Here is a 12,777-nt window from a genome sequence, read left to right as displayed (position 1 = left end):
TTAGAACGTTACTGGCGATCAACTCATGGCAGTAAACCTATTTCCTTGTAGTAACGAATAGCCCCTGGATGAAGCGCAATACCATTGTTTTCAGGTAACGCTGCACCTTCTCGTTTGAAGGCTTTCCAAGCCTTAAAGTCCTCGCTTAGGCGATCCATGTTTTCGACCACAAGCTTAGTGATTTCATAGGCGTCTTCATCGCTTAGACTAGCGTTGGCAATTAAGTGTGTACCAAAATCGCCACCAATATTTTCACCAGTCTGGGAGTCAAACCATTTGCCATAAGTGCCTTTTCTTAGACCGATAGAGGTAAATGCGGCAATGGCTTTATCTGACATGTCTAAAAATTCCACATCCCCTGTCAGACTGATTTCGGTGATGGTAGGGTGACCCCGCAACACGGTGTCAAAATACAAGTCGACACGCTTGTCGCGTAGTAGCCCTGACATTTGCGATGAGTCAACTTGGACAATACTACCGCCTTGGGCTTCGATGGTTTGTTTGTCTAGGTTATACAGGGTAAGAATCGTTTCTACGACAGGTGGGATGTTGGAACCGGCAGGTTTCATCATGATGTTGATTGGCTTGCCTGAGCTTAAAATGTCTTCCAATGTCTCAAAGCCGTTTTCGTCCATGTATTCTTTACGGGCGATGGCGCCAATATAAACAGGGTTTAAGCCCCCCACAAGGGAACGTATGTTGGTGGCTTTACGGCCGTTATACAGCAGCATGCCTTCGACCGCCCACTGGGATGTCGCCACGTTAGAGATGCCGATTTGAGCCTTGTTAGCGTTCACCACCATCGGGTTGGCGACGCCGCCCCCGCGAGCGAGAATTTCAATGTCTAGCTCAGAGTCACTCTCTTCAACCATCTTCTGGATCGCGGCCGCGCCGACATACCATCCAGAGCCTACAGGCATAGAGCCTAAACGCAACGTCTCGGCCATGGCCGAGAAAGAAAGACTGCTAAAAAGCATGGCAGACAGAAATAGAGAAAACGGATTATTTATTTTTATCATTGGGTTCTCCTACGCTTCTAGGGCAGAGAGTCCGCCCTAGAAGTTTTACAAGTTGTTGAACACTCTAGCGATTGATACGTAACTCCGCCATTAAATGATACCTGCTGCTCGTAAGGCATCTTGGATCTCAACCTCGGCACCTTCGGCCAAAGGCAATAGCGGTGAGCGTACCGTTGCATGCTCTAGAATGCCTCGTGCGACGAGGGCGTGTTTCAACGCAACCGTGCCTTCCATGTGCGAACCACGGTGATAAACGTTTTTAGTGACTGGCAGCAGCTTATCATGAATGGCTCTGGCACTTGGATAGTCTTGTGCTTTACCTGCTTTGATGAGCTCGACTAAAAGTTCAGGGGCCACGTTGCCGTAACCCACTAACAAGCCATCGACATCAAACATCGTGTGAAGTAGGTATTCATCGTGACAGCTTAAGATTTGCAAGTCAGGGTGTTCAGCGCGAATAACAGGGATTTCAGTGTCCCAGCGCTTCATATTGCGTACGCCATTTTTCATCGCAAACACGCCCGGTTGACCGGCGATTTCCAGCTGCGTTTCTAGGTCGTAGGTACATTTGGTGACATCAGGGTATTGAAATAGGATCAATGGCAATCCACTTTCTTCGTAACAGGTGCGATATTTATCTTGCGGTGCGCCTTTTTGGTAACCAAAGCGTAGCCAGCCATGAGAGGGGTACATTAAGCCTGCTTTAGCACCGGCTTCGATGGCATTGCGACACTCGGCAGCCGCGACTTCAGTGCCTTCTCGAGTGATGCCTGCGATAATAGGAATTTCATCGTTTACCGATTCAACAAAGGCTTCGATGACTTTCATCTGCTCTTTTTCCGATAGGAAAGTGCCTTCACCTGCGTGGCCAAGAACGGTCAAACTTTTAACGCCGTCAATACTTTTGAGCCAAGCGCCTAAACGCTGAATGGCGTTGTAATCGACGGAGCCGTCACGGTTGAAAGGGGTAACAGGTGCTGGGTTAAGTCCGCGAAGATCAATATCAATTTTGCTCATTCTGAATACCTATCATTATTTTGGATTTATTTTTTTGGGGTTGTTCAAAGAACACACAGAAAGAGTAGGACTTGTTTTGATATGTTAATACTGTAAATATAGTATTTCTGATATGCATTTATTGTATGGGTGGCGATGTGAATTATCTAACGTGGAAAACATTTATAGATGTCTGCGAATTGGGCAGCCTAAGTAAAGTGGCAGCGATGTGGGGAACCAGCCAACCTCAAATCAGCCGTCAAATAAAAGCCATCGAGGAAGAATTTAACTGCCAACTCTTTGTTCGCACAGGAAGGGGAGTTGAGTTAACCGACATGGGGCGACGCTTAGAACCTGAGATTCGGCGCTGGCTACAGCATACAGAGCAACTTGAAAACAATATTCGAAACAGTAGCGGTCTTCCTATTGGTAAGGTGAAGTTGGCGGTTCTGCCTTCTACTGCAGCCCCGTGGTTAAGCGAAGTGTATCGGTTGTCCAAAGAGCGCTATCCAGACATCCAATTGGAAGTTAGGGAAGCACAAGGCAATCAGTTAGAAAGCTGGTTAGAGGAGGGGCGTGTCGATTTAGCCTTACTTTTTAGACATTCAGAGGACAATAGAAGCGGCGATCTGTACTTAAGAGACACAGCGACCTTTCTTGTCGGCCCGCCAAACAGCCTGATTACAGCGAATCCCACGATTGAGTTCAGTCAATTAGATGGGCTGCCATTAACCATGTTCTGTCGCCCAAGCAGTTGGCGTGACCGGCTTGATGTGTTGGCACGGCGTTATGATGTGACATTAAACGTAGTGTTAGAGGCTGACTCGCTGTCGTTACAAACACACGCCGTGAAATCGAATGATTGCTATGCATTGCTAGGGGCGTATGCCAGCGAAGCGGCTAAGAAATCCCTAGGATTGTCTATGTCCCGTATTATCGCGCCAGGTATAAAACGCTATTTAGCCTTGGCGATGTCCCCCCATGGCCAAATGACGCTGGCGATTAAAAAGATACGAGAATTGGTGAAAGAAGTGGCTGACCAATGTCCGCCGGGGTTCGAGTAACCCAGCCGTAGGCCTGCTTAGACGGTAAAATGATCAAAACTCTGTAACATCCTATTCAGTTCAGATCATTTAATCACAGAGACGAGTGTAGTGATTAAGTAAAACTGGTCACGATTTTATAGTTTTCCAGTGTTGTTCGTCCTCCAGATTTATAGGCCTCTAGCGACAGGCTTGTCGAAGTCGGCCATCCAGTTCCAATGGCAGTAATAGCGTGCTGAATTGATGCTGGCTGGCGTATTGGCAGAGGTTTGAGCGTGATTGATACTCTGCATGAAATACGGCTTTGTTTTGCTGGATAAAGGGCCGCAGTGCGTCGCACTCTTGGTATTCGAGGCATTGTTCGTTGACGGCAAAGTCGAAGTCGTTGGCTAGCTGGGGAATTAAGCCGAGGCTGTTTTTCAAACCGATAGAGAGGTTTAAAATGTGAGCGCTCTGAGCCAAGAAGCGGTTAAACTTGATCTGATCTTGCGAGTTGAGATTAAAGCCCGAAGTATTTTGATACGCATCGACATTATCCGGCTCGACACCATCACAGCCTTTTTCCGCGGCCAGTTTGAGTCGATTTTGCATCACACGCCAGACTGATTTATCACGAATGTCCAGCCAACGTTCCCCCGGCCAATCATCTAATGGATTGCCCACAGCCGTTTTGCTGATTTTGCTAATGTCATCGCGCCAGTCTTCGACAGAACCTGCTGAAAAGTAGCAGATAACTTTACGACCTTGTTGCTGCAAGGTATGGATTTGATCGGTAGAGATATCAAAAAGGTCGATATCGTAAACCTCCACCTCATAGGCGGTGTTTAGCGTGCCTTGTAATTGCCATTGCCATGTCGTACCTGCAGAAGGCTGATACCAAGTTTCAGCCCAAGCGTTGCCGGTACCGATGGCTAGCATCCAGCCAAATGAATATTTAAGGCTGTGAAACCGGCTCAACATACGCCTATGTCCTCCAAAGTGTTACCGTTGATAAGCTGTGCATGAAACCCAAAAAGTCACTAATACTCTAACGCCATATTGGCCATTTTCAGGGTGTTCTCAAACGACTTACAACCTGCGATAAATAAGCCGTTGTGACAGAACATGGCGTCGTCAAGTCCGGTGACGTCTTGCAGTTCTTTGCCTGATAGCCCAGCCCACGGAGCAGGAAGCTTTTTACGGTCTTCAAACGAGCCGAGTTCGACGGGTACGGTTTGGATGCGCCACTCTCCGGTTTGCGCAGGGTAGAGCATAAATAGCGCATCTTGGGATAATTTCAGTACCGTGGTTTTCCAAGGAGTGAATTGCTCTAGCACGATAACTCTTGGGTCATCAGCTTTTTCTATGGCCTCGGCAACAATGCTTTTGGCGTTGACGCCACCTTGGGCTGCGGCGATAAATCGTGTTAAAACGCGCGATGCAAAGGTAACGGCTTCTTCAAAACAGTCATCAAAATTGTTGTCTTCTTCCCAGGTTGGGTTAAACATGGAGATGGTTTGACTCAGGCTGACGCCAGTGAGTGGGCCATCGACGTGCCCGCAGTCGATAGCGTCGATAGCAGAGACCAAGTTCTTATCCACTGAGTCTGCAACTTCTTGATCGCCAGAGCACAGTTTTAGGCCGTATTTTTGCCACATCAAGCCAAAGGATGAAAAGGGAATGCCGTTTTCTCGTGCACCTGCGCCGCCTCGTTGGTGATGATCGAAGCGGCCTGTGTCTGCATCGTATACACCGCCAACATCTAATACGAGATCGGCTTGGGCGATCACGTCTAGGTCTCGTGTCCTTATGATCTTTGCCGAAGTGAAAAGTTGTTTAAGGGCTGCTACAGCAAATACGTCGTCGGCGTGAAAGTTTCCGTTGTGTGTCGCTATCACTTGAATTTTGTCGGTCATTTTATCATCTCTTTTATTGATCTCATTTCACTTCACAGCACGGTTGTACTAAACATCCGAATTTTACGGGGTTTTGTGGGGAGGTGACACCGTTCATTTTGTTGAATCAAAGCGTAGCTTAGGTAAAACCCAGTGAAAGTGCTGATTTGAACTATTGGCGTAGGAGTCTTGTTAGGGTACGATGCGCCGAATGTTATGCACTTAGCTAAAAAGATATAGCTAAAGTTGCCTGCAAGTTGTGTTTTGCTATTGATTCGCGGCAAAACGCAAAATCAGTCGCTGTTTAGGGACGTTATGTTCTATACACTTGCTGAGCTAAAATACCGACCCTATTTGAACTTTACGACATGAGATTTATAAATGACCGCATTTGATACAAGAGTGGAAGAACTGATTGCTAAGCATCCGCATTTAACCAAAGATGAAGCCATCAAAATCGTAACCGAGAAAAATAAGCGCAAAAAACAGAAGAGAAACGAAAGATCAAATAAAGGCAATGTTAACAAGGACTAAAAACGAGCAATATGCTCTGGTCTTTGATAAAGGTGTCTGCCCCATTAGCTAAGTAAGTGTTTTACTTTGTCCCTCAGTATTGGCAACACCTCCTCTTCAAACCATGGGTTTTGTTTTAGCCAACGGTTATTCCTTGGGCTTGGGTGAGGTAGAGCGATCTTGCCTTGCTCCAGCCAGTAGGCCCAGCGCTTCACTTGTTCGGTGACCTTATCTGATTGAGTCAGATAGTATGCTTGGGCATGACTCCCAAGAACAATCGTCAACTCTATTTTATTCAATTCACCTAGCAGTATTTCGTGCCATGTGGCAGCGCATTCTGGTCTGGGGGGTAAGTCACCCGATTTGCGACCTTTGGACGGGCCACTTTTAAAAAAGGTGTTGCCGGGGAAGCAAAACCCCATCGGGACGATGGCGAGTTGTGTAGGATCATAAAAATCGCTTTTGTTCAGCCCTAGCCATTGGCGTAGACGATCGCCGCTGGCATCATCGAACGGGCGACCCGCATCGTGGGCTTTTTGCCCAGGTGCTTGTCCGGCAATTAACACTTTGGCGTCGGGGTGTATCTGAAGAATAGGCTTGGGTTCCAAGGGGAGCACATTGGCACATTGCCGACAATTCAGAATGTTTTGATGTAATTGAGAAAAAGATTCCTTATCCATAGCCTTACTCCACAAACAGCTTGGTTAAAACAGTGCATTAAGAGGTAATTGTACCGATAAGGCAGGCGCCACTCTATCTTTGTATCTGGAATGACTTCCTAAGGTTTTCATTTTAGTCTGTGAGGTCGGCATCAGTTTTGGGGGCACAAGCGCGAGTGGTTCGCCATAATGTGCGTGACCCCAAATTTCATCGGACGCTCAGAATCAACAAGCCTTAATCATCAAACAGGCCACTCATGGTTTATTAAATTCACAATGGTTTAATTATCAATTCCAACCCAATGGCCGTTATGGAAGCAAGGTTTGTTTGTTTTAATGGGACAGCAAGCCTACGCACCAGGCGCACTAGAAACAGTTAATACTTGGATAAGAGAATACGGGGCTAGGTGAAAAATTAGACAAATAGTTTCTTGCTTGAATTGTCTTTTTTGCATTTACGTGCTTGTTCGATTTGCTTAGGTAAATGAGCCGCTGTTACCACGTTTTGCCCTAACTTTTACAAGTCGGATGCAGCTTTCTTCCAGAGGTACTGGCAGGCACATGTACTAGGACCTGAAACTATCTACTTTGCTGCAGCATTTGTGTTCTTGATAAGTGCCAATTTTGTTTACATAAAAACACTCACTAAGTCGCTGCTCCATTGATCTACATCTTAACTTTCGATTGCTTTTTAGTTAATACGTTTAAGGGAATCATGTGATTTATCCAATCGTAACCAATCCTTACTCAATGTTACTAATCTGTATTGAAAATACAGGGTTCGAAATATCAAATTAGGTATATATTAGAGATATCTTTTTAAGTGCTTTTAAATTAGCAATCTAAGGAAATATCATGAAGAAATATTATCATTTAGCACTAGGTATCAACGTTTTATCTATAGTTGTAGCCTTACTGCTAGGGTTAGAAAGCACAAATGGACTTTTTTTAGCTGTAGCGATGGCTGGTTTGCTGGTTTGTTTGGTAAAGATAGAGCGCTCTACGAAAGAGCAATTCAATTACTATGAGCAAATTCTTGATTCGATCCCTAATCCACTCTCTGTTACAGATCTAGATATGAAGTGGACGTTTGTCAACCGAGCGGCTACCGATCCCTTAGGAGTACAGCGTCAGGACGTTTTGGGCAAGCACTGTTCAAATTGGGGAGCGAACATTTGTAATACTGATGGTTGTGGTGTCAACTGTTTAAGGAAAGGTAAGCAAACGACGTTCTTTCATCAGTGGGATAAGGATTTTCGTGTCGACACGTATTACATCAAAGACTTAAGTGGTAAAGAGATTGGTCATGTTGAATACGTTCAGGAGGTCTCAGAAAAAGTAGCTTTGAAATCTGTGTACAACGATGTCGATGCTATAAGTTATAGTCTAACTACGGGTGCAAATGAGCTGAATGTAGCTAGTCATGCATTGACCGTAGGATCAAATCAGCAAGCAGCTTCCATTACTCAGATTAGTAGTGCTCTCAATGATATTCTGACTCAGGCCAATGACAACGCCAAGCGAGCATCTGGGGCGAGTACTGTCTCTTCTGAGGCGCAGCAAGCGGCTACTATTGCCTCTGATGAGATCAAAGAGCTTGAGCAAGCAATGCTGGAAATTAATCGATCAAGTGAAGCGATAAGTGACATTATTAATGTCATAGACGATATTGCATCTCAAACCAATTTGCTTGCACTCAATGCCTCTATTGAAGCCGCACGAGCGGGGGAAATGGGGCGAGGTTTTGCCGTGGTTGCTGATGAAGTAAGATCTCTTGCTGAGCGAAGCACAAAAGCAGCGAGCGAATCGGCGCAGTATATTCAGTCTTCCGTAGAGAATGTTGAAAAGGGAAATGCAATATCACAAAGGTGTGTGATGGCATTAGGTGAGATCGTTAAACGTGTATCCACAATCTCTAGTACCATCAATGAAATAGACTGCGCGTCGCAAAGTCAGGCTGCAGGATTGAGTCAAGTTAATCAGGGCATGCTAGACATTGATGAGGTGATTCACTCGACGGCCGCGTCAGCAGAAGAGACGTCGCTGTCTGCCACTGAGTTAAGTGAGCTATCTGTGAAGCTTCAAGAGCAGCTCGAAAATATGAGAAAAATTGATGGGCTCATTGAAGATACTAACAAGAAAGACCTTCAACTAATTGAAGTTAAAAATGTGTCGTAACAAAAAATAAAATTTAACGTTCAGAGGTCTTGGTCCTCAATCTATTGTGATAGAGAACAGCTGATATCATAGATAGAGTAAGATGAAAAATTAAACAGACCTTTCATCTTACTCAAAGAATTAGTTATCTTTATTTATTGGCAACGTTTTAGCGACTTTGCCAATGCTTAAACCTTGCACCAAAATAGAGAACACCACCACGGCATAGGTAAGCGTAAGCAAAATATCCCTCTCAGTTCCTGCTGGTAGTTGAAGTACTAACGCAACGGAGATGCCGCCACGTAGGCCTCCCCAAGTTAAGACTTTCCAAGCACCACTGGGCAGATTGAGCTGTTTTTTAAACGTTGTTGTCGTAAGGCCCACGACGGTTAATCGAGCGGCCAATGCTACGCAGATGGTTAAACCCACAGCGAGAGATAAGTTACCTGAGTACGTTATCATGACGATTTCTAAGCCAATGAGTACAAACAGCGCTGCGTTTAAAATTTCGTCGACCAGCTCCCAAAATAAATCGACGTAATGACGAGTGGTATCGCTCATTGCCCATGTGCGTCCATGGTTACCGACCATTAATCCTACCATTACCATTGCTAATGGACCTGAAAGATGCCAATGACTTGCAAGTGTGTAACCACCTATGACGCCAGCGAGTGTCAGCAATACTTCCTCTTGATAGCTGTCGATGCTCTTCAGTAGGAAGTTTAAAATAGCGCCTAAGGTCAGTCCGAATAGAATGCCCCCGCCTGCTTCCACGCTTAAAGTGTGAAGAACATACTCAGCGGTAGGGATATCACCACTCGTTAAGATCCCTAAAAGCAGAACAAACACCACAACGCCAATGCCATCATTAAAAAGTGATTCGCCAGCGATGACGGTTTCAATGCTTTTAGGTGCACCAGCAGATTCTAATATTCCCATAACGGCAATCGGGTCTGTTGGAGATATCAGTGCGCCAAATAACAAGCACCAAATAAAAGGTAGCTTAAGGTCTAAAACAGGTAGCAAGTAATACAGAGCCGCGGCGATCATCGCGGTTGACAATAAAGTACCGATAAAAGCCAGAATGCCAATCGGAAGTTTATAGCGTCTCAAGTCTTTTACGTTAACATGAAGGGCGCCAGCAAACAGAAGCATCGAAAGCATGCCGTCGAGTAGTATTTCTGTAAAGTCAAGTTGATCAAGGAAGCTGACTTCATAATTTATAAGCTGATCAAAGCCTAAAACTCCCATGAGTATTGCGACAATAGAAATGACAATAGAGATAACCATGACGCCTATCGTTGTTGGCAAGCCAATAAAGCGATGGTTTACGTAGGCCAGTAACGCCGTAATTGATAAAAATATAGCGCTTACTTCCAGTACGCTTAGGCTAGACGCTGATTCCATGTCTGATTTCTCGTTGTGTAGGTTTAAGGAGTGACTGTACACGTCGTCAAACCCATATGATGCGCTTAGAGTTTGATTGTTGCGTAGAGTACCCACATGTTACCTATTTAATGATTATTTAGCATCGTGAATTGATGAACATCGTTACCACAAAAAATCCATGATCTAGCACAGTGAACACGCGAAGTAAGTGGGCAATTAATGCTAGACTGCGCGGCATATTGACGCTGGGGCCCCATCATGGAAATCAAAGTAAATTTTTTAGACAATCTTCGTCTAGAAGCCAAGTTCGACGACTTTACTGTCGTGGCCGATCAACCTATTCGCTACAAAGGGGATGGCTCCGCGCCTAGCCCATTTGATTACTTCTTGGCATCTTCTGCGCTGTGCGCTGCGTATTTCGTTAAGGTTTACTGTAAGGCACGTGATATTCCAACGGAAGATATTCGCTTATCGCAAAATAATATTGTCGATCCTGAAGACCGATACAACCAGATTTTCCAGATTCAGGTTGAGTTGCCGGAACACATTAGTGATAAAGATCGTCAAGGTATTCTGCGCTCGATTGACCGTTGTACGGTAAAGAAAGTCGTTCAAACTGGCCCTGAGTTTAAGATTGAAACCGTTGAAGACCTTGATGCCGGGGCTTCTCTGATGTCGATGGCGCAACCGGAAGTGGGACATAAAACGGCGATCTTAGGGAAAGACTTGCCGCTAGAAGATACCATCGCGAATATGTCCAACGTATTGTCTCAGCTGGGGATGAAGATTGAGGTCGCCTCTTGGCGTAATATCGTACCAGGCGTTTGGTCATTACATTTGCGCGAAGCGGCGTCGCATATGTGTTTTACCAATGGTAAAGGGGCCAGCAAAGAAAGCGCGTTATGCTCTGCATTGGGTGAGTTCATTGAGCGTGCCAGCTGTAACTTTTTTTATAACGATCAATATTTCGGCGAAGACATTGCGAATGCTGAGTTTGTGCATTATCCCTCGGAAAAATGGTTCCCATTGACAGAAGACGATTCATTACCACAAGGGCTGATGGATGACTACTGTCTGGACATATTTGACCCTGAACAAGAGTTGCAAGGCTCCCATTTGATTGATACCAACTCTGGTAATATCGAGCGCGGTATTTGTGCGATTCCGTATGTGCGTCAATCTGACCAAGAGACAGTTTACTTCCCATCAAATCTAATTGAGAACTTGTTCTTAAGTAACGGAATGAGTGCAGGCAACACCTTACCTGAGGCAATGGTGCAATGTTTGTCTGAGATCTTCGAACGCGCGGTGAAGAAAGACATCATCGAGCAGGAGATTGTATTACCGGATGTGCCCATGTCAGTGTTGGAGCACTATCCGAACATCTTGGCCGGCATTCAGAGCCTTGAAGAAAATGGTTTCCCAATCGTGGTGAAAGACGCATCGCTTGGTGGAAAGTTTCCTGTTGCTTGTGTCACATTGATGAACCCGCGCACGGGTGGCGTGTTTGCCTCGTTTGGTGCGCATCCAAGCTTCGAAGTGGCGCTTGAGCGCAGCTTAACAGAGTTACTGCAAGGCCGAAGTTTTGAAGGATTGAATGATGTGCCTGCGCCGACGTTCAATTCCTTTGCAGTCTCTGAACCGAATAATTTTGTTGAGCATTTTATCGATTCGACGGGTGTTATCTCGTGGAAGTTCTTCAGCGCCAAAGCTGATTATAAATTCTGTGAATGGGATTTCTCAGGAACCACTGAACAAGAATGCGACCGTTTGATGGCCATTTTGAAAGATCTTGGCAAAGAAGTGTACATGGCCGTGTTCGATGATTTAGGGGCCAACGTTGTGCGTATTTTGGTGCCCGATTACTCGGAAGTGTACCCAGCCGATGATCTAATTTGGGATAATACGAATAAGGCACTGTTGTTCCGTGAGGACATTCTTAATATCCACTCACTTGATGATGAGGTTCTGGGTGAGTTGCTGGAGCGCCTTGAAGAAAGCGAGATAGATCATTACACCGACATTCGTACCTTGATTGGTGTTGAGTTTGATGAAAACACACCGTGGGGGCAATTGGATGTTGGTGAGCTTAAGCTGTTGCTGTTTTTGTCGCTACAAATGCATGAGCAAGCCAAAGATCAAGTGCAGGAGTTCTTAAGTTACAACACGAATACTGTGGAGCGGGGCTTATTTTACCAGGCCATCAACACTGTGCTTGAGATCATCCTTGATGACGAGCTTGAGCTTGACGACTATCTACTGAATTTATCGCGTATGTTTGGCAAAGAGGTCATGGCGAACGTAGTCGGCTCCGTCGAGGGTACGGTGAAATTCTACGGTCTTACACCCACCAATATGAAGCTTGAAGGCCTTGATCGTCATTTGAAGTTGATCGACAACTATAAAAAACTACATGCTTATCGTGCTCGAGGGATATAGGAAGGTCTTAGTCTTAGGAAATATGGTGCGTTATTATTTTTGTTTTTCCTAACTGAGAATCTTTTTCAATAAAAATGATTAATGTTGATGTACCGCATAGATACGTGATTTTAGCGTCAGTGGCTCTTCGTTAAGGTAGTCATTGACGTTTTAAAGTCGTATTTTTCTACGCAACTCAATGCTGTACTTTCAGAAGGTAGTACTTTCAGAGGGTAGTTAACTGACAAGACATGCGCTACTGCGTGTCTTGTTGCTGACAATAATTAGTGACAAGACAAGGAAGAAAAATGGAAGCGGGTCAATTTAAAATCGCGGTAATTGGTGCGGGTAATGCGGGTTTAGAGCTGCTAGACCGACTGTTTACAGCGGAATTTGTCGAGATTTTAGGTGTGGCGGATACTAACATGCAGGCACCGGGAATGTTGTTGGCGAAGGAACATAATATTCCAGTGACAACGGACATGTATGATCTACTCGTAGACAGTGCGCAGATCGATATTCTTATTGATGTAACAGGCATAAAGTCCGTTCGTGATGCCTTACGCACGCACATGCAGGAAAGCGGTAATCATCATACTGTGATCATGCATGAGCGAATTTCGGCATTATTAATATCACTTTTCAATGGGCACCCTGTTGAAACGAAAGCCAGCGATGATTTTTATTAAGTTATCATGCTTTTCAATGA

General features: G+C 45.1%; 11 protein-coding genes. 5 read left to right on the top strand and 6 right to left on the bottom strand.

The window, feature by feature from the left end:
* Positions 1-23: 23 nt before the first annotated feature.
* Positions 24-1,019, bottom strand: coding sequence for a TAXI family TRAP transporter solute-binding subunit (locus tag ACPUEK_RS13485; protein ID WP_425641052.1), 996 nt, complete (start codon positions 1,017-1,019; stop codon positions 24-26).
* Between the two features lie 90 nt (positions 1,020-1,109).
* Positions 1,110-2,036, bottom strand: a complete 927-nt coding sequence (locus tag ACPUEK_RS13480; protein ID WP_425641051.1) for a dihydrodipicolinate synthase family protein — start codon at positions 2,034-2,036, stop codon at positions 1,110-1,112.
* Positions 2,037-2,173: 137 nt separating this feature from the next.
* Here ACPUEK_RS13480 and ACPUEK_RS13475 point away from each other — a divergent pair, with 137 nt between their 5' ends.
* Positions 2,174-3,079: a LysR family transcriptional regulator gene (locus ACPUEK_RS13475; protein ID WP_067219653.1), complete on the top strand. Its 906-nt coding sequence runs from the start codon at positions 2,174-2,176 to the stop codon at positions 3,077-3,079.
* Positions 3,080-3,238: 159 nt separating this feature from the next.
* Here ACPUEK_RS13475 and ACPUEK_RS13470 read toward each other — a convergent pair whose 3' ends face one another.
* Together ACPUEK_RS13470 and ACPUEK_RS13465 are read right to left on the bottom strand one after the other, a co-directional pair.
* A complete protein-coding gene (locus tag ACPUEK_RS13470; protein WP_156489060.1) occupies positions 3,239-4,018 on the bottom strand; it encodes an endo alpha-1,4 polygalactosaminidase in 780 nt (259 codons plus the stop codon).
* A 59-nt stretch (positions 4,019-4,077) separates the two neighbouring features.
* Positions 4,078-4,953 (bottom strand): MYG1 family protein, encoded by an 876-nt coding sequence (locus ACPUEK_RS13465; protein WP_067219309.1) that lies wholly within the window; start codon positions 4,951-4,953, stop codon positions 4,078-4,080.
* Positions 4,954-5,313: 360 nt separating this feature from the next.
* Between ACPUEK_RS13465 and ACPUEK_RS13460 the strand changes: the two genes are divergently transcribed.
* A complete protein-coding gene (locus ACPUEK_RS13460; protein ID WP_170756318.1) occupies positions 5,314-5,466 on the top strand; it encodes a hypothetical protein in 153 nt (50 codons plus the stop codon).
* A 44-nt stretch (positions 5,467-5,510) separates the two neighbouring features.
* Here the strand turns inward: ACPUEK_RS13460 and ACPUEK_RS13455 are convergent, their stop codons facing one another.
* The gene (locus ACPUEK_RS13455) at positions 5,511-6,125 is read right to left on the bottom strand and encodes a uracil-DNA glycosylase family protein (protein WP_425641050.1); all 615 of its coding nucleotides are present in this window, start codon (positions 6,123-6,125) and stop codon (positions 5,511-5,513) included.
* Between the two features lie 834 nt (positions 6,126-6,959).
* On the opposite strand from ACPUEK_RS13455, the gene ACPUEK_RS13450 reads away from it, so the two are divergent.
* Positions 6,960-8,282, top strand: a complete 1,323-nt coding sequence (locus ACPUEK_RS13450; protein WP_425641049.1) for a methyl-accepting chemotaxis protein — start codon at positions 6,960-6,962, stop codon at positions 8,280-8,282.
* Positions 8,283-8,402: 120 nt separating this feature from the next.
* Here ACPUEK_RS13450 and ACPUEK_RS13445 read toward each other — a convergent pair whose 3' ends face one another.
* Positions 8,403-9,668 carry a cation:proton antiporter gene (locus tag ACPUEK_RS13445; protein ID WP_425641048.1) on the bottom strand — a complete coding sequence of 422 codons (1,266 nt, stop codon included), beginning with the start codon at positions 9,666-9,668 and terminating at the stop codon, positions 8,403-8,405.
* A 240-nt stretch (positions 9,669-9,908) separates the two neighbouring features.
* Between ACPUEK_RS13445 and ACPUEK_RS13440 the strand changes: the two genes are divergently transcribed.
* Both ACPUEK_RS13440 and ACPUEK_RS13435 read left to right on the top strand, forming a co-directional pair.
* Entirely contained in the window at positions 9,909-12,089 is a 2,181-nt protein-coding gene (locus tag ACPUEK_RS13440; protein ID WP_425641047.1) for an OsmC domain/YcaO domain-containing protein, read from the top strand.
* 287 nt (positions 12,090-12,376) lie between these two features.
* A complete protein-coding gene (locus tag ACPUEK_RS13435) occupies positions 12,377-12,757 on the top strand; it encodes a hypothetical protein (RefSeq protein ID WP_067219321.1) in 381 nt (126 codons plus the stop codon).
* The last annotated feature ends 20 nt before the right edge of the window (positions 12,758-12,777 follow it).

Source organism: Marinomonas gallaica (genome assembly GCF_049821165.1).
Taxonomy (GTDB): Bacteria; Pseudomonadota; Gammaproteobacteria; order Pseudomonadales; family Marinomonadaceae; genus Marinomonas; species Marinomonas gallaica.
The sequence above is the reverse complement of the archived record's forward strand: the minus strand, read 5'-3'. Positions and strand labels throughout refer to the sequence as shown.

Excerpts from the sequence above, each read along its gene's own strand:
- ACPUEK_RS13450 (WP_425641049.1), top strand. The coding sequence starts at position 6,960 with ATGAAGAAATATTATCATTTAGCACTAGGTATCAACGTTTTATCTATA.
- ACPUEK_RS13470 (WP_156489060.1), bottom strand. The coding sequence starts at position 4,018 with ATGTTGAGCCGGTTTCACAGCCTTAAATATTCATTTGGCTGGATGCTA.
- ACPUEK_RS13435 (WP_067219321.1), top strand. The coding sequence starts at position 12,377 with ATGGAAGCGGGTCAATTTAAAATCGCGGTAATTGGTGCGGGTAATGCG.
- ACPUEK_RS13455 (WP_425641050.1), bottom strand. The coding sequence starts at position 6,125 with ATGGATAAGGAATCTTTTTCTCAATTACATCAAAACATTCTGAATTGT.
- ACPUEK_RS13465 (WP_067219309.1), bottom strand. The coding sequence starts at position 4,953 with ATGACCGACAAAATTCAAGTGATAGCGACACACAACGGAAACTTTCAC.
- ACPUEK_RS13445 (WP_425641048.1), bottom strand. The coding sequence starts at position 9,668 with ATGGAATCAGCGTCTAGCCTAAGCGTACTGGAAGTAAGCGCTATATTT.
- ACPUEK_RS13440 (WP_425641047.1), top strand. The coding sequence starts at position 9,909 with ATGGAAATCAAAGTAAATTTTTTAGACAATCTTCGTCTAGAAGCCAAG.
- ACPUEK_RS13480 (WP_425641051.1), bottom strand. The coding sequence starts at position 2,036 with ATGAGCAAAATTGATATTGATCTTCGCGGACTTAACCCAGCACCTGTT.
- ACPUEK_RS13485 (WP_425641052.1), bottom strand. The coding sequence starts at position 1,019 with ATGATAAAAATAAATAATCCGTTTTCTCTATTTCTGTCTGCCATGCTT.
- ACPUEK_RS13460 (WP_170756318.1), top strand. The coding sequence starts at position 5,314 with ATGACCGCATTTGATACAAGAGTGGAAGAACTGATTGCTAAGCATCCG.